The following is a 15,059-nucleotide window of genomic DNA, read 5'->3' as shown; positions in this document are numbered from 1 at the left end:
ATAGGTCTCGTGCGCGCCTTCGCCTGCCCCGTGTGCGGGTCGTTCGCAGCGTTCGAGGCGACCGCCTGCTCGGTGTGCGCAGCGGCCATCGGCCTGCATCCGCCGTCGATGACGATGTTCCAACTCGGCGACGAGGGTGTGGAGATCGACGAGCGGTGCTGGATCCGCTGCACACAGAGCCTGACACTGGGCTGCAACTGGCTGGTTCCCGAGGACGGCGACGACGCCGGTGCCCGGGGCCGGTGCCTGCCGGACTCGTTGATCCGTCGCGAACCCGACGCCTCGGACACCGCCGCCCGGGAGAAACTGGTGCCCACCGCCCAGGCGCTACGCCGGCTGATCTACCAACTGCTCGACCTGGGCCTGCCGGTGCAACCGTGCTGGCACGCGGACGGACCGCCCGGGCTGGCGTTCGACCTGCTGTCGAGCTACAGCGAGCGCGAGCGGGTGACGATCGGACACGCCGGCGGGGTGATCACCATCGACCTCGTCGAATCGCTCGACGCCTATCGCGAGTCCCTGCGGGTGCGACTAGGCGAGCCGTACCGCACGATGCTCGGGCATTTCCGGCACGAGGTCGGCCACTACTACCAGCACATCCTCGTCGAAACCGGTTCGGGGGCGGACAGATACCTCGCCGAGTGCCGTGCGCTGTTCGGCGACGAGCAGGCCAGCTACGCCGCCGCGATCGACCGTCACTACCGCTTCGGTGCGCCCGCGAACTGGGCCGAATCGTTCATCTCGGAGTACGCCACGATGCACCCCTGGGAGGATTTCGCCGAGTGCTTCGCGCACTACCTGCACATCACCGACACCATCGACACCGCCCGCGAGGCGGGCATGGTGCTACACGCCGATCGAGTGCGGTTCGCCGCCCCGCGCGATGTGGCACCGCTGGAATGCTATGACGACGTCCCCGTCGAACGGCTGCTCGACGACTGGTCGTGGATCTCGCTGTTCTTCAACAGGGTGAACACCGCGATGGGCAAGAATCCGCTGTATCCGTTCACGATCCCGCCGCCGGTCGTGACCAAACTCGACTTCGTCCACCGGGTCGTTCGGGCGTCAGCCCGGGAGTGGAGAGCCGGATGACCTACCCCGCTGAGCTTTTCGACCTGACCGACCGGGTGGTCCTGATCACCGGCGGCAGCCGAGGGCTGGGGCGGGAAATGGCGTTCGCCGCGGCGCGGTGCGGTGCCGACGTCGTCATCGCCAGCCGCAAGTACGACTCCTGCGTCGCGACCGCCGAGGAGATCACCGCCGCGACCGGCCGGCGCGCATTCCCGTTCGCCGTGCACGTGGGTCGGTGGGACGAGTTGGACGGCCTCGTCGACGCCGCCTATACCGAGTTCGGGCGCGTCGACGTGCTGGTCAACAACGCCGGCATGTCACCGCTGTACGACAAGCTGTCCGACGTCACCGAGAAGTTGTTCGACGCGGTGACGAACCTCAACCTCAAGGGGCCGTTCCGACTTTCGGCGCTGGTCGGTGAACGCATGGTCGCCGACGGCGGCGGCTCCATCATCAACGTCAGCACGCACGGCTCGCTGCGCCCGCATCCATCGTTCATCCCCTACGCGGCCGCCAAGGCCGGGCTGAATGCGATGACCGAGGGCCTGGCACTGGCCTTCGGTCCGACCGTGCGGGTGAACACGCTGATGCCGGGTCCCTTCCTCACCGACGTCAGCGCGGCATGGGACTTCGGCGATTCCGCCAACCCGTTCGGTGACAGCGCGCTGCAGCGCGCAGGACAGCCCGCCGAGATCGTCGGCGCCGCAGTGTTTCTCATGTCGGACGCGTCGAGTTTCACCACCGGTTCGATTCTGCGCGCCGACGGCGGAAGCGTCTGACCAGCCTGACTCGTCAGGGAGTGACTCCGGCACGACTCGTCAGGGAGTGACTCCGGCACGACTCGTCAGGGAGTGACGATGTCGAACGCGGGGTCGGGCCGGTCCAGCACCGACGTCAGTGATTCGAGCGCGGCGGCGTCGCCGGTGATCTGCAAGCCGGGCGAGTCGACGTCACCCCCGAGCAGGCTGATCAGCCGCAGCTTGCTGTCCAGGCGCAGGGTGGCGTGGGCGGTGGCCTCGTCGGCGGCTACCTTGCGGTAGACCAGCACGCCGTTGCGCAGCGTGAGCCGGTAGTTGTCCTGACCGCCGAAGGTGACGTCGATCGCGAGGTCCAAGTCCCAGGCGCGGGGGCCGTTGACGCTGATCGCCAGCACGTCGAACATCTGCTCGGGGGTCAGCTGTCCCATCATCGACGGTGACGCCGCCTGCGTCGGGGTGCCGAAGTTTCCGTCGCGCAGTTCGGTGGCCCCGGCGAGGAAGAAGTTGCGCCAGGTCGCGGTCTCGGAACCGTAGGCCAACTGCTCCAGGGTGTCCGCGTACAGCTGCCGCGCGGCGCCGTGATTCTCGTCGGTGAACACGGCGTGATCGAGAAGCGTTGCCGCCCAACGGAAATCTCCCTCGTCGAACGCGCTCTGTGCGAGTTCGACGACACGGTCGAGGCCACCCATCGCCGCCACGTAGCGCGGCCCGATCGCTTCGGGTGGGTGCGGCCACAGCCGCGCCGGGTTGCCGTCGAACCAGCCCATGTAGCGCTGGTAGACGGCCTTGACGTTGTGGCTGACCGAGCCGTAGTAGCCATGCGCGTGCCAGGCCCGCTCCAGCGCCGGCGGCATCGCGAACGTCTCGGCGATCTCGATGCCGGTGTAGCCCTGGTTGAGCTGGCGCAGCGTCTGGTCGTGCAGGTAGGCGTACAGATCCCGTTGCAGCGACAGGAATTCCACGATCTGTTCCTTGCCCCACGTCGGCCAGTGATGCGAGGCGAACACCACGTCGGCCCGATCGGCGAACGTGTCGATCGCTTCGGTGAGGTACCCGGCCCAGCCGTGCGGATCGCGCACCAGCGCGCCGCGCAGCGTCAGCAGGTTGTGCAGGTTGTGGGTGGCGTTCTCGGCCATGCACAACGCGCGGAACCGCGGAAAGTAGAAGTGCATCTCGGCCGGCGCCTCGGTTCCCGGGGCCATCTGGAACTCGATCTCGACACCGTCGACGGTGTGCTTCTCGCCGGTTTCGCGGATGTCGAGGGTCGGCACGATGATCGCCACCTCGCCGGTCGACGGGGTCTGTCCGAGCCCGCAGCCCACCTGACCCTGCGGCCCGCGGGCCAGCGCGGCGCCGTACATGTAGCCGGCGCGGCGCGCCATCGCGGTACCGGCGTAGACGTTCTCCTGCACCGCATGCTCGGTGAAGCCTTCCGGGGCGATCACGGCGACCTTTCCGGCGTCGACGTCCTCCTGTGAGGTGACCCCGAGGACGCCCCCGAAGTGGTCGACGTGGCTGTGGGTGTAAATGACTGCTCTGACCTCCCGGTCCCCGCGGTGCTGGCGGTAGAGCGCCAGCGCCGCTTCGGCGACCTCGGTGGACACCAACGGGTCGATCACGATGACGCCGGTGTCACCCTCGATGACCGTCATGTTCGACAGGTCGAAGCCGCGGATCTGGTAGATCCCCGGCACCACCTCGTACAGTCCTTGCTTGGCCACCAGGGTCGACTGCCGCCACAGGCTCGGGTGCACGCTGGTCGGCGCATCGCCGGTCAGGAACGCGTAGACGTCGTTGTCCCAGACGACGCGTCCGTCGGCGGCGGTGATGACGCAGGGGTCCTGCTTGGCGATGAACCCACGGTCGGCATCGGCGAAATCCCGGGTGTCGTCGAACGGCAGTGCGTTCAGGTGTTCGCGGTGGGCAGCCTCGATCGTCGCCGTGGGCGGCTTGTTCTCCATGTCTGCCAAGATAGCCACGCCGAGCCCGTCCGCGGTGGTTGACTGACGCAATGGATGTACGTCGAGTGGTCACCGGGCACGATGCGTCCGGCAAGTCTGTGTTCGTCAGCGACGAAGCCGTCGCCCCGCGGAAGCCGGTGCTGCTGCCCGGATCCGAGTTCACGATGCTATGGGGCGGGGATGAAACGCCGCAGTTCCCCGATGACGGCTCGATGCCCAACTGGCACACCTACTTTCCGCCGGTGGGCGGGTTCCGGTTCTCGGTGTTCACGTTGCCGCCCGGGACCGCGGAGGCCAGGACGGACGACCTCACCACCGAAGAGGCGATCGCCGACGGCGAGCAGAAGCTGCCGGGGCTGCTGGGTTACATGGAACTCGACGACCCCGGCATGCACACCACGGACACGATCGACTTCGAGGTGGTGCTGGAGGGCACCGTGATCCTCGAACTCGACGACGGAGCCGAGGTGACGCTGAACCCGGGTGACACCGTGGTGCAGAACGGCACCCGGCACCGGTGGCGCAACCCTGGCGACGTGCCCGCCCGGCTCGCGCTGTTCGTCTGCGGCGCGCACCACGCCAAGGTCGACCGCGGCTGAATCAGCCGCTCTGCCCGGCCAGCCAGCGTTCAGCGCGCCGCTTGGACGCCCGGCCCAGCCACGCATCCTGGATCAGTTCACGCAGTTCGGTCAGCCCGATCTCACCGAGCCTGCTCTGCCGGATCAGCACCGACGGATGCCCGTCGAAGTGGCTGGTGGTGAAGAACGGCGACGCGGGGTCCTGGGTCAGTGCGAGCTTGTCGGCCTCGGACTCGACCCAGATGACGATGACATCGGCGTAGCGCTCGCCGGTGTCCGGATCGACCGCATCGGACCGAGGCGTGCGGAAGAACACGAACGACTTGCCGCCCACCTGATAGACGGCGTTGCCCGCCTTCGATCCCTCGATCCTGCTCACGTGCGGCATGCCCGCCGCGATCTCATGGACGTCGGCGACCGTGGCCGGCCGGTCAGCCATGCCGAGGCAACTGGTGCAGCTCGACGTCCGTCAGCGACGTCCCCCGCACCACAGCGGTCATGTAGGTGCAGTGCGGCTGGCGTCGCCGGTCGGTCGGCGAGCCCGGATTGAGCAGCCGCAAACCGGTTTTGGTGGTCGTGTCCCACGGGATGTGGCTGTGCCCGAACACCAGGACATCGGTGTCTGGATAGGCGCGCGCCATGCGCGCTTCCCGGCCCGTCGCCGCTCCGGTCTCGTGCACCACGGTGAACCGCAACCCGCCGAGGATCACATCGGCGCGCTCAGGCAGCCGGCGACGCAACTCGGCGCCGTCGTTGTTGCCCCAACATGCGACCAGCCGCTTCGCGCGGGATTCCAGTTGGTCGAGCAGATCCGGTTCGACCCAGTCTCCCGCGTGGACGACCACATCGGCCTGGTCGACGGCATCCCAGACCTGCTCCGGCAGATCCTTGGCGCGCTTGGGCAGGTGCGTGTCGGCGATCAGCAGAAGGCGCACCACCCCAACTTAACGGCGGGGCCGCCAGTCCGGCGGCGGGTCCTCACCGACCCGGCCGTCGACCGCCTCGCGCAACAGATCGGCGTGGCCGGTGTGGCGGCCGTATTCCTCGATCAGATCGCACACCAGCCGGCGCAGACTCGCATGCTCGCCGGCGTCGTTGCTCACCGCGACCAACTGGTCCGGGCCGCCCCGCTGCAGCGCGGCGGCGAATCGCGCCCGGGACCGCTCGAGCGCGTCGTCGTACAGGCTGTAGAGCTGCTCGGGCGTGTCGGCGGCCGCCGAGGTGAACTCCCAGTCCTCGGTGCCGTCGAACAGCGATTCCCACGGCTCACCGACCGGGTCACCCGTCAGCTTCTGGGTGGTGATGAAGTCCTCGTTGATGGCCATGTGTTTGAGCAGGCCGCCCAGCGTCAGGGCAGACGCGCCGATGCGGACGGACAAGCCGGCCGCATCGAGCCCGTCGGTCTTCCACTGAAACGTCATGCGCAGGCGATCGAGCGCGCCGAGAAGATGCTCGGCCTCGCTACCCGCCAGCGGCGGTTCCCAGGGAGGATCGGCCATGAGACCGAACTTAGAGCGCGCCCGAAGGGATTCGAACCCCTAACCTTCTGATCCGTAGTCAGATGCTCTATCCGTTGAGCTACGGGCGCTTGTGGTGGTGCATGTTCAGTTGTACGACGCCGGCGAGCCGGCAATCTTGTCCTACGCCGGCGAGCCGGCAATCTCACCGCGGAGGCGAGAGGATTTGAACCTCCGGTCCACTTTGAGGTGGACAACTCATTAGCAGTGAGCCCCATTCGGCCGCTCTGGCACGCCTCCTGACGTTTACCGCCGAGCCAAGAGCGTACACAGGCCCTGCCACGGGAAGCAAAGCAGATGCGGGCGGGCCATAAACTGGTCGGGTGTCCGCCCGCCTGCGTCCCGAGCTCGCCGATCTGCCCGCCTACGCCCCGGGCCGGACGGTACCCGGCGCCATCAAGATCGCCAGCAACGAAACGGTGCACGGCCCGCTGCCCAGCGTGCGGGCGGCCATCGCCACCGCGGTCGACAACCTCAACCGCTACCCCGACAACGGGTACGTCGAGCTCAAGGAGCGCCTCGCCAAGCACGTCAACTTCGCCCCTGAGCACATCTCGGTGGGGTGCGGCTCGGTCAGCCTGTGTCAGCAGTTGATCCAGATCACCTCAACCGTCGGCGACGAGGTGCTCTTCGGCTGGCGCAGCTTCGAGATCTATCCGCTGCAGGTCCGCACCGCCGGCGCCACCCCGGTGCAGGTACCGCTGACCGACCACACCTTCGACCTGGACGCGATGCTCGCCGCGATCACCGACCGCACCCGGTTGATCTTCGTGTGCAACCCGAACAACCCGACCAGCACCGTCGTCGACCCCGATGCGCTGGCCCGCTTCGTGGCCGCGGTGCCGCCGCACATCCTGGTGGTGCTGGACGAGGCCTATGTCGAATACATCCGCGACGACCTGGTCCCCGACAGCTTCGGCCTGGTGCGCGCGCACAGCAACGTCGTGGTGCTGCGGACGTTCTCCAAGGCCTATGGCCTGGCCGGCCTGCGCATCGGTTATGCGGTCGCCGACCCGGACATCGTCACCGCGCTGTCCAAGGTGTACGTGCCGTTCACCGCCACCAGCGTGTCGCAGGCCGCCGCGATCGCCTGCCTGGACGCCGCCGACGAGCTGCTGGCCCGCACCGACGCCGTCGTCGCCGAACGCGCCCGGGTCAGCACCGCGCTGCACGACGCCGGCTACGACCTGCCCGCTTCGCAGGCCAACTTCGTGTGGCTGCCGCTGGTGGGCCGCGCCCAGCAGTTCGCCGCCGACGCCGCCAACAGCCGCATCATCGTGCGCCCCTACGGTGAGGACGGCGTGCGGGTCACCGTCGCCTCCCCCGACGAGAACGACACCTTCCTCGAGTTCGCCCGAGCATGGACAGGATCCCGATGACCGCCACGCAGACCGCCCGCGAGACGTTCGACGCCCTCACCGCGCGCACCGACACCCTGACCGACGCGGAGCTCGACGAGTTCTGGGCCACGCTGGCCCCGGCCACGATCGACTTCATGATCGGCGAGTGGAAGGGTGGCGAGTTCCACACCGGGCACAAGGCCAACGGCTTCATGAAGAAGCTGAACTGGTTCGGCAAGACATTCCACTCGGCCGCCGACGCCAAGCCGCTGGTCTGTCTCGACGCCGATGGGGCCACGTTCTCCAACACCGAAGCCATGAACGGCGAGGCCAGCCTGTGGATGGAGGAGTTCCGCGGCGAGCTGGTCGCCTCGATGGTGTACGACGGCAAACCGGTGCACGACCATTTCAAGGTCATCGACGACAACGCCGTGATCGGGATCATGAACGGCAAAGGCGCCCTGGACACCAGCTCCGGCACGCCTCGCCACCTGTACTTCTATCTCGAGCGGGTGTAGCCGCCTATCGTGGCCAGCGTGAAGACGCACCTGCGGGTGGCGGCGACAGCTCTGATCGGGTTGGCGATCGTCCTCGGCCTGACCACGGCCTGCCAGCGCACCACCGAGGGCACGGTCGCGCAGACCACCGAGCCGGGCCCGCCGCTGCCGTCGGCGCCGACGACCACCAGCGGTCGGCCGGGCATCCCCGGGCTGCCCGAGATCCCGGGGATCCCGATCCCCAACATCCCGCTGCCGACGCGCAACACCAACGTCCCGGAAGTACCGGCCCCGCCCAACGCCACGACGATGACGTGCGGCGAGTACAACGACCTCGACGAGGCCACCCGGGTGGCCGTGGTGCGCGAGATCCTGGCCCAGGAGAACAACCCGCTGGGACCCGACGGCGAGTTCGTCGGCCAGATCCTGGCCGACGCGGCCTGCCAGTTCCTGCCCGGCGCCCGTGTCAGCGAGATCCTGATGGGCAGCTGATCAGGCCCACTGGCTAGCCTCTTGTCCATGAGCAGCACCTATCAAGCACTGACCGTCGACGTCGCCGATCACATCGCCCAGGTGACGCTGATCGGACCGGGCAAGGGCAACGCGATGGGCCCGGCGTTCTGGGCCGAGCTTCCGGTGGTCTTCGCCGACCTCGACGCCGACCCGGACGTCCGCGCGATCGTGCTGACCGGGTCGGGCAAGAACTTCACCTACGGGCTGGACCTGGCCGCGATGGGCGGCACGCTTGCCGGGGTCATGGGTGGCGACGGGGCCACCGCCAAGCCGCGCGCCGATTTCCACAAACACCTCAAGTCGATGCAGCAGTCGATCACCGCCGTCGCGGACTGCCGCACGCCCACCATCGCCGCGGTGCACGGCTGGTGCATCGGCGGCGGAGTGGACCTGATCTCGGCGGTCGACATCCGCTACGCCAGCGCCGACGCGAAGTTCTCGGTGCGCGAGGTCAAGCTCGCGATCGTCGCCGACGTCGGGACGCTGGCACGCCTGCCGATGATCCTCAACGACGGCCACATGCGGGAACTGGCGTTGACGGGCAAGGACATCGACGCCGCACGCGCCGAGAAGATCGGGCTGGTCAACGACGTCTACACCGATGCCGAGGCAACCCTGGCGGCCGCGCGCGCCACCGCCGCCGAGATCGCCGCGAACCCGCCGCTGACCGTGCAGGGCATCAAGGACGTACTCGACGAACAGCGCACCGACGCGGTCGCGGCGAGCCTGCGTTACGTCGCGGCGTGGAACTCGGCGTTCCTGCCGTCGAAGGATCTCACCGAGGGCATCACCGCGATGTTCGAGAAGCGCCCGCCCGACTTCACCGGCGAGTAGCCCAGCGCCCGGCCGTCTCGGGCAGCGCGGCCACACAGGCGAAACTGAGCAACGCCAGCGCACCCATCATCGCGGCGACGGCGGTGCTGCCTGCCGCATTCAGTAATGCCGGGGACAGCACCGGCGGCAACGCACCACCCACGATGGCGCCGATGGTGTGCGACAACGCGGCGGCGGTGTAGCGGTAGCGGGCGGCGAAGAGCTCCGGCAGGAAAGCTGCCATCGGGCCCATGCAGGCGCCGATGAGCGCGTAGGTGGCCACCATCGCCACCCCGAACACCACGGGGTCGCGGGTCTCGATCAGCGGGAACACCGCGACCGACCAGGGCACCGCGAGCGCGACGGCCGACGACGTGACGCGCTTGCGGCCCCACGTGTCGCTCGAGATCGCCGAGGCGGCCGCGAACGCGATCGCGAAGAAGCCGCCGAGCACACTGACCGTGAGCACCAGATTCGTCGAGTACCCCAGATGGTCGGCGGCGTAGTGGGTGAAGAATGTCCCGGCCTGGAACACCAACATGGGTGCGCAGATCGCGGCTCCGCCGGCAAGCAGCACCCGTGCGCCCTGCCGCCGCATCAATACGCCGATCGGGGTGCCGGGCAGCGCCTTGCGATCGTCGGCGCCGCCGGCCGCCGTCGGCTCGCTGACCGTCAGCCGGATGTACAGCGCGATGGCGATCAGGACCGCGCTGAGCAGGAACGGGATCCGCCAACCCCATTGCAGGAACGCTTCGCTGCTGTCCGCGAACGCGGTGTGCACCACCAGGAAAACGAGGTTGGACAGCACCAGCGCGGTGCCGAGGCCCAGCTGGGTGAACATGCCGTAGAAGCCGCGGCGCCCCTCGGGGGCGTGCTCGGCGCTCAGCAGCACCGCACCGGCCCACTCCCCGCCCACCGCGAAGCCCTGGATCAGCCGCAGACCGATCAGCGCCAGCGGGGCGGCGATCCCGATGCTGGCGGTGCCGGGCAGCAGGCCGACACCCACGGTGGCGACGCCCATCAACAGCAACGTGACGACCAGCGTCTGCGTGCGGCCGACGCGGTCACCGAAGTGGCCGAAGACCGCCGCGCCGACCGGGCGAGCCAGGAACGCCGAGGCGAATGCGCCCAGTGAGGCGGTCACCGCCATCACGTGCCCGAGCTCGGGGAAGAACACCGTCGGAAACACCAGAGCCGCGGCGGTGCCGTAGATGAAGAAGTCGTAGAACTCGATCGCCGAACCGACATAGCTGGCAGTGGCCACTCTGCGCATCTGCGACCGGGCACCGGAGGCCGCGACGATGGGTGTCATGGGCTCGATCCTCCGCGCAGCCCAGCGATTCCGGCACCGTTCGATCGGTGGACTGGGTGGTGGAATCGGGTGTAGTCCGATCGGAGGACATCGCTGACGATCACTGTCAGCAACAATCTCCTTGTTCGCTCGGACAGCGCCGATGCGGACACTCCGAGCCGATCCGGTGCCGGGCACACGTTGTGGGGGGACATCGCCATGGGGCGGCACAGCCAGTCGTATCGTCAACGCCAGCAGGCTCTTCACCATCGAAGCGCGCCTTCGCCCGCCACGGTCGTGCACGTCGGCCGGATCGGGCTGCTGGCGGTCGCGCTGGGGATCGGGTTCGCCGCCTACAGCGGCACCGCCGTTGCCGAAGCTGAGGTGACATCCAGCAACGCAGGCGGCGCCGCTGCCGCCGAGGGATCGCCCCAGCCAGACAGCCACGCCACCGCCACGACGGAGCAGGACACCGAGGGCAGGGAAACGGATGCCGAGAGCGAGGACGAGGACCGCGGCGACTTCGCGGGAGGTGACGGCGATCTCGACGACGCGGTGAATGACGACATCGAGGATGCTGATCTCGAACTCGACGAGCGCGACGCCACACAATCGGTCGACACGGACCAGGCCGGCACGGACCAGGTCGAGGTCGAGACCGTCGCCGCGGTGCCGGACCCGCCGGCGGGATCCGGTGACTATTCGCCCGCGTCGCTGACGCGGGCACCGCTGACGTCCGGCCGATCCTCGACCGTCGACACGGTGACCACGGCTGCGCTGCCCGACCCTGACGACCAGGCAGCCACGGAGTACGGCGACATCGGCAAGTGGATGTTGGAGCGTAACGGCGACATCGCCGACTACGGCGGCCTGCCCTACGACGGCAAGACCGTGTTGGAGCCGGTCAACGTCATCTTCGTCGACCAGACGTCGCGGTCGGCACTCGAAGCCACGTGGCGACTCAGCGCGGCCATGCGCCGTGCCGGCTTCCCGCCACGGTTCTTCCACAGCACCGGTTTTCGCGGTCTCATCGACGATGTGCGGTATCGGCAGCGGCCGGGCGGACTGCTCCTGGGTTACTCCGACGACTTCTTCCTGCTACCCAACAATCACGGTCGGATCTTCGGCCCCGACCCCGTCGAGACCAGTAGCGGCTACGTGTGGAGCGGCGCGTTCAGCACCGAGGAGTTCACCTTCTACCAGGGCCTGCCGCGCCATGGATACGTGTCGTCCAACGAGGCCAGGGACGCCCTGGCTGCCGACTTCGTCGCCAGCGGACGCGGCAGCCTGGGCGGGATGGTGTCGCTGGACAACATCTACGACACCGACGATTTCACCACCGGGGACCACGACGGCTACGCCGTGGTGATCGTGCTCGCCGCCCCCGGCGCGGCCACGACGGTGGCGGTGCTCGCCGACCGGGGGTCGAGCGACGCCGGACGGTGCGAGGCGGCACCGCCGGCTGCGACCGCAGGGTGCCCGGCGGCCACCGTGGCGACCGCACCGGGATTCTGAATCGGCCCCGCGACGTCGTTGCGCCGATGAGTTCCACCAGAGCGGTGGCGGAGGGATTTGAACCCCCGGACGGTGTTAGCCGTCTCTCGCTTTCAAGGCGAGTGCATTAGGCCGCTCTGCCACGCCACCGCGGGTCAGTCTAGACGCGCCCGATCTTGGCGGACGCCGGCCCGGTCTTCAGACCGGCGCTGATGCGTCGGCAGTTCTCGCCCATCGCGGTGACCTGAGGCCGGGACAACCGGTCCAGGAAATGGGCGCGCACCGCCGCACCGTAGGTCTGCAGCGCCTCGCCGAGCGCCTGGCGCCCGTCGGGGGTGATGGTGGCCAGCACCCCGCGTCCGTCCTCGGGGCTGGCCCCGCGCACGACCAGACCCTGCCGTTCCAATCGGTGAATTTGCCGGGTTACCCGGCTCGGCAGCGACATCAACGCCTCGGCGACGTCGCCCATCCGGGCGGCCCCGGTCGGCGACTTCGCCAACAGATCCAGCAGCCTGACGTCGTTGAGCGTCAGCCCGTGATCGTCGACCAGCGACCGGTTCATCGTCGCGTACAACCTCAGCGCGGCGTCCAGAAAGTTCTGCCACGCCTTTTGCTCAGCAATGTCCAATCCAGGCGTATCGCTAGCAGTACGCCCCCCAATGATCCCCTCCATCGTCTAATAGTAGGACTGCGTGGCCGCGGCAGGAGGCCGAACCAGCGGCGCGTTCGCGCAGCGTAGTAGCGTTTTGAGAATGCTCGCGATCGTGGCCGAGTCTGCCGAACGACTCACCTGGCAATCCGTTCCCGACGTGACACCCGCTGCGGGTGAGGTCCTCATTCGCGTCGCCGCGGCCGGGGTCAACCGCGCCGACCTCCTCCAGGCCGCGGGCAAGTATCCCCCGCCGCCCGGCGCCAGCGACATCATCGGGCTGGAAGTGTCCGGCACGATCGAAGCGCTCGGTGACGGCGTCACGCAGTGGAGCGCAGGGCAACCCTGCTGCGCTTTGCTGGCAGGCGGCGGTTACGCGGAGTTCGTCGCCGTTCCGGCGGCCCAGGTCCTGCCGATTCCGGCCGGAGTGGACCCAGCGCACGCCGCGGGTTTGCCGGAGGTCGCCTGCACGGTGTGGTCGAACCTGGTGATGACCGCCGGCCTGCGGGCCGGCCAGCTGCTGCTCGTCCACGGCGGCGCCAGCGGCATCGGCACCCATGCCATCCAGGTCGCCCGCGCGTTGAACTGCCGGGTCGCCGTCACCGCGGGGTCGCGCAACAAACTCGACCTGTGCGCCGAACTGGGCGCCGAGATCACCATCGACTATCACAATGACGATTTCGTCGAGATCATCCGCGACGCCGGCGGCGCCGACGTCATCCTCGACATCATGGGCGCGCCCTACCTCGACCGCAACGTCGACGCGCTCGGCAACGACGGTCGCCTCGTCATCATCGGTATGCAGGGCGGGGTGAAAGCCGAGCTGAACATCGGCAAGCTGCTGGCCAAGCGGGCCGGGGTGATCGCCACCGCGCTGCGTTCCCGGCCGGTCGACGGGCCGTCGGGCAAAGCCGCGATCGTCACCCGCGTCCACGACGACGTCTGGCCGATGCTCGCCGACGGACTGGTGCGCCCCTGCATCGGCGCCGAGTTCCCGATCGCGCAGGCCCAGGCCGCCCACGAATTGCTCGCTTCCGGCGACGTCGCAGGCAAAATCGTTCTGCGCGTAGGCGATTGACTCCTGCTCAGCCCAGCGAGGCCAACGCCCGCACCAGCTGGTCCACCTCGGCGGTGGTGCTGTAATGCGCCAGCCCGACGGTGACCGCGCCGCCGATGTCGTTGACCCCGATGAGGTCGAGAACCCGCGAACTCATGTTGGGGATGGCCAGGATGCCGTTGTCGGCGAGCCGTTGCACGACCCGCTCGGCCGGCACGTTGCTGATCGCGAAACTCAGGACCGGAATCCGTTCCTCCGGGCTGCCGATCACCATGACCGTCGGCAACGACCGCAGCGACACCAGCAGATAGTCGAACAGTCCGCTCAGATAGGTGCCGGCCGACTGCATCGACACCGCGAGCCGCTCTCGGCGGGTGCCCTGGGCCGAATCTTCCAGCCCGGCAAGGTATTCCACACTGGCGACGACCCCGGCGAGCAGGCCGAACTGGTGTGAGCCCAGCTCGAGGCGGGCCGGGCCGGTGGCATACGGGTTCAGCGACACCGAGCCGAACGTGTCGATCGCGGCGGGGTCGCGGAAGACCAGCGCGCCGATCGGCGGACCACCCCAGGCCAACGCATTGACGGCCACCACGTCGGCGTCGATCTCGTTGATGTCGATCAGCCGGTACGGCGCTGCGGCCGAGTGGTCGACGACCACCATGCCCCCGACCTCGTGCACCAGTTTGGTGACTTCGCGCAGCTCGGTGACCGTACCCAAAGTCGCAGAGGCAGAAGTGATTGCCACCAGCCGCGTCGGGCGCGTGACCAGTGCCTCCCACTGCCACGTCGGCAGTTCCCCGGTCTCGATGTCGACCTCGGCCCACTTGACCTTCGCACCGAACCGGTTGGCCGCCCGCAGCCACGGCGCGATGTTCGCTTCGTCGTCCAAGCGGGTCACCACGAGCTCGTAGCCCAACCCGACGCGCGCAGACGCGGCGTCGGCCAGGGACGTCAGCAGCACCGCCCGGTCGGCCCCGAGCACCACCCCGGCCGGGTCGGCGTTGACCAGATCGGCCACCGCCTGGCGCGCGGCGGTCAGGACAGCGGCGCTGCGGCGAGCGGCGGGGTGCGGGCCGACCGGAGCGGGCCGGGAGCCACGAAAAGCCGTCGACACGGCACGGCTGACGGTGTCCGGCAGCAGCATGCCGTTCTGCGGGTCCATGTGCACCCACCCATCGCCCAGCGACGGGTGCAATCCACGCACCCGGGCGACGTCATATGCCATGCCTGTCCACCTTAACGAGTCGAGGAACTCCCCCGAACCGCCCGGAACCGGACAGGCTGGCGGATGCTCGACCATTTCTCGCTGCCCGCTCCGCACCCGGATCGGGTCATCTGCGCAGCCATACTAGTGCAGGGACCTGCCGGGGCCGAGGGCTACTGACACCGACGTTGCTGGCGGCGCCGGAGGCTATCGACTACGGTGTCAGACCCGGTAGCTGGGGCCGCCGTGAGAAGATCGATGCCGACGCGGCGGACCCAGCCCGCGGTAGAACGGCGATGGTGGGGCACCCTAGGAG

The 15,059-nt window shown here is 68.6% G+C and carries 16 protein-coding genes and 3 tRNA genes; 9 read left to right on the top strand and 10 right to left on the bottom strand.

Features of this window, described 5'->3' with window-relative positions; all coding sequences use genetic code 11:
• Positions 1-9 precede the first annotated feature (9 nt).
• Entirely contained in the window at positions 10-1,092 is a 1,083-nt protein-coding gene (locus ACEWX3_RS01805) for a putative zinc-binding metallopeptidase (RefSeq protein ID WP_374158544.1), read from the top strand.
• Positions 1,089-1,850, top strand: coding sequence for an SDR family NAD(P)-dependent oxidoreductase (locus tag ACEWX3_RS01800; RefSeq protein WP_374158543.1), 762 nt, complete (start codon positions 1,089-1,091; stop codon positions 1,848-1,850). The genes ACEWX3_RS01805 and ACEWX3_RS01800 overlap by 4 nt, the downstream gene beginning before the upstream one ends.
• Before the next feature lie 65 nt (positions 1,851-1,915).
• On the opposite strand, the gene ACEWX3_RS01795 is transcribed toward ACEWX3_RS01800, so the two are convergent.
• Positions 1,916-3,790: an alkyl/aryl-sulfatase gene (locus ACEWX3_RS01795; protein WP_374158542.1), complete on the bottom strand. Its 1,875-nt coding sequence runs from the start codon at positions 3,788-3,790 to the stop codon at positions 1,916-1,918.
• Between the two features lie 50 nt (positions 3,791-3,840).
• Here ACEWX3_RS01795 and ACEWX3_RS01790 point away from each other — a divergent pair, with 50 nt between their 5' ends.
• A complete protein-coding gene (locus ACEWX3_RS01790) occupies positions 3,841-4,389 on the top strand; it encodes a cupin domain-containing protein (RefSeq protein ID WP_374158541.1) in 549 nt (182 codons plus the stop codon).
• A 1-nt stretch (position 4,390) separates the two neighbouring features.
• Here the strand turns inward: ACEWX3_RS01790 and ACEWX3_RS01785 are convergent, their stop codons facing one another.
• From ACEWX3_RS01785 to ACEWX3_RS01765, 5 genes are all read right to left on the bottom strand, one after another.
• A complete protein-coding gene (locus tag ACEWX3_RS01785; protein WP_207065273.1) occupies positions 4,391-4,807 on the bottom strand; it encodes an MmcQ/YjbR family DNA-binding protein in 417 nt (138 codons plus the stop codon).
• On the bottom strand, positions 4,800-5,303 hold the full coding sequence (locus ACEWX3_RS01780; protein ID WP_374158540.1) for a metallophosphoesterase: 504 nt from the start codon (positions 5,301-5,303) through the stop codon (positions 4,800-4,802). Before ACEWX3_RS01780 ends, ACEWX3_RS01785 begins: the two co-directional genes overlap by 8 nt.
• Before the next feature lie 9 nt (positions 5,304-5,312).
• Positions 5,313-5,867, bottom strand: coding sequence for a DUF664 domain-containing protein (locus tag ACEWX3_RS01775; protein WP_374158539.1), 555 nt, complete (start codon positions 5,865-5,867; stop codon positions 5,313-5,315).
• Positions 5,868-5,883: 16 nt separating this feature from the next.
• Positions 5,884-5,956 (bottom strand) — tRNA-Arg (locus ACEWX3_RS01770).
• An 80-nt stretch (positions 5,957-6,036) separates the two neighbouring features.
• A tRNA-Ser gene (locus ACEWX3_RS01765) sits at positions 6,037-6,125 on the bottom strand.
• 83 nt (positions 6,126-6,208) lie between these two features.
• On the opposite strand from ACEWX3_RS01765, the gene hisC reads away from it, so the two are divergent.
• Genes hisC through ACEWX3_RS01745 form a run of 4 tightly spaced genes read left to right on the top strand, consistent with a single transcriptional unit; the run spans position 6,209 to position 9,069 of the window.
• On the top strand, positions 6,209-7,264 hold the full coding sequence (gene hisC, locus ACEWX3_RS01760; RefSeq protein ID WP_221358966.1) for a histidinol-phosphate transaminase: 1,056 nt from the start codon (positions 6,209-6,211) through the stop codon (positions 7,262-7,264).
• Positions 7,261-7,743: a DUF4334 domain-containing protein gene (locus tag ACEWX3_RS01755; RefSeq protein ID WP_221358965.1), complete on the top strand. Its 483-nt coding sequence runs from the start codon at positions 7,261-7,263 to the stop codon at positions 7,741-7,743. Before hisC ends, ACEWX3_RS01755 begins: the two co-directional genes overlap by 4 nt.
• A gap of 18 nt (positions 7,744-7,761) precedes the next feature.
• Positions 7,762-8,214 (top strand): hypothetical protein, encoded by a 453-nt coding sequence (locus ACEWX3_RS01750; protein WP_374158538.1) that lies wholly within the window; start codon positions 7,762-7,764, stop codon positions 8,212-8,214.
• Between the two features lie 27 nt (positions 8,215-8,241).
• Positions 8,242-9,069 (top strand): crotonase/enoyl-CoA hydratase family protein, encoded by an 828-nt coding sequence (locus ACEWX3_RS01745; RefSeq protein ID WP_374158537.1) that lies wholly within the window; start codon positions 8,242-8,244, stop codon positions 9,067-9,069.
• Here ACEWX3_RS01745 and ACEWX3_RS01740 read toward each other — a convergent pair.
• Positions 9,056-10,321: an MFS transporter gene (locus ACEWX3_RS01740; protein ID WP_374159993.1), complete on the bottom strand. Its 1,266-nt coding sequence runs from the start codon at positions 10,319-10,321 to the stop codon at positions 9,056-9,058. The genes ACEWX3_RS01745 and ACEWX3_RS01740 overlap by 14 nt on opposite strands.
• Before the next feature lie 237 nt (positions 10,322-10,558).
• Between ACEWX3_RS01740 and ACEWX3_RS01735 the strand changes: the two genes are divergently transcribed.
• Entirely contained in the window at positions 10,559-11,854 is a 1,296-nt protein-coding gene (locus ACEWX3_RS01735) for a hypothetical protein (RefSeq protein ID WP_374158536.1), read from the top strand.
• A 42-nt stretch (positions 11,855-11,896) separates the two neighbouring features.
• Here the strand turns inward: ACEWX3_RS01735 and ACEWX3_RS01730 are convergent.
• Positions 11,897-11,983 (bottom strand) — tRNA-Ser (locus ACEWX3_RS01730).
• Positions 11,984-11,993: 10 nt separating this feature from the next.
• A complete protein-coding gene (locus ACEWX3_RS01725) occupies positions 11,994-12,506 on the bottom strand; it encodes a MarR family winged helix-turn-helix transcriptional regulator (protein WP_207065281.1) in 513 nt (170 codons plus the stop codon).
• 79 nt (positions 12,507-12,585) lie between these two features.
• On the opposite strand from ACEWX3_RS01725, the gene ACEWX3_RS01720 reads away from it, so the two are divergent.
• Positions 12,586-13,560 carry an NAD(P)H-quinone oxidoreductase gene (locus tag ACEWX3_RS01720; protein ID WP_374159992.1) on the top strand — a complete coding sequence of 325 codons (975 nt, stop codon included), beginning with the start codon at positions 12,586-12,588 and terminating at the stop codon, positions 13,558-13,560.
• A 7-nt stretch (positions 13,561-13,567) separates the two neighbouring features.
• Here ACEWX3_RS01720 and ACEWX3_RS01715 read toward each other — a convergent pair whose 3' ends face one another.
• Positions 13,568-14,764 carry a cysteine desulfurase-like protein gene (locus ACEWX3_RS01715; RefSeq protein ID WP_221358956.1) on the bottom strand — a complete coding sequence of 399 codons (1,197 nt, stop codon included), beginning with the start codon at positions 14,762-14,764 and terminating at the stop codon, positions 13,568-13,570.
• Positions 14,765-15,059 lie beyond the last annotated feature (295 nt).

Origin of the sequence: Mycobacterium sp. G7A2 (assembly GCF_041902445.1) — a bacterium.
GTDB lineage: Bacteria > Actinomycetota > Actinomycetes > Mycobacteriales > Mycobacteriaceae > Mycobacterium.
Note: the sequence above shows the minus strand (reverse complement) of the source record. Positions and strands in the feature narration are given on the sequence as shown.

Coding starts and splice junctions, on each gene's coding strand:
- ACEWX3_RS01800 (WP_374158543.1), top strand. CDS start 1,089: ATGACCTACCCCGCTGAGCTTTTCGACCTGACCGACCGGGTGGTCCTG.
- ACEWX3_RS01795 (WP_374158542.1), bottom strand. CDS start 3,790: ATGGAGAACAAGCCGCCCACGGCGACGATCGAGGCTGCCCACCGCGAA.
- ACEWX3_RS01790 (WP_374158541.1), top strand. CDS start 3,841: ATGGATGTACGTCGAGTGGTCACCGGGCACGATGCGTCCGGCAAGTCT.
- ACEWX3_RS01785 (WP_207065273.1), bottom strand. CDS start 4,807: ATGGCTGACCGGCCGGCCACGGTCGCCGACGTCCATGAGATCGCGGCG.
- ACEWX3_RS01775 (WP_374158539.1), bottom strand. CDS start 5,867: ATGGCCGATCCTCCCTGGGAACCGCCGCTGGCGGGTAGCGAGGCCGAG.
- ACEWX3_RS01755 (WP_221358965.1), top strand. CDS start 7,261: ATGACCGCCACGCAGACCGCCCGCGAGACGTTCGACGCCCTCACCGCG.
- ACEWX3_RS01745 (WP_374158537.1), top strand. CDS start 8,242: ATGAGCAGCACCTATCAAGCACTGACCGTCGACGTCGCCGATCACATC.
- ACEWX3_RS01740 (WP_374159993.1), bottom strand. CDS start 10,321: ATGCGCAGAGTGGCCACTGCCAGCTATGTCGGTTCGGCGATCGAGTTC.
- ACEWX3_RS01735 (WP_374158536.1), top strand. CDS start 10,559: ATGGGGCGGCACAGCCAGTCGTATCGTCAACGCCAGCAGGCTCTTCAC.
- ACEWX3_RS01725 (WP_207065281.1), bottom strand. CDS start 12,506: ATGGAGGGGATCATTGGGGGGCGTACTGCTAGCGATACGCCTGGATTG.
- ACEWX3_RS01720 (WP_374159992.1), top strand. CDS start 12,586: ATGCTCGCGATCGTGGCCGAGTCTGCCGAACGACTCACCTGGCAATCC.
- ACEWX3_RS01715 (WP_221358956.1), bottom strand. CDS start 14,764: ATGGCATATGACGTCGCCCGGGTGCGTGGATTGCACCCGTCGCTGGGC.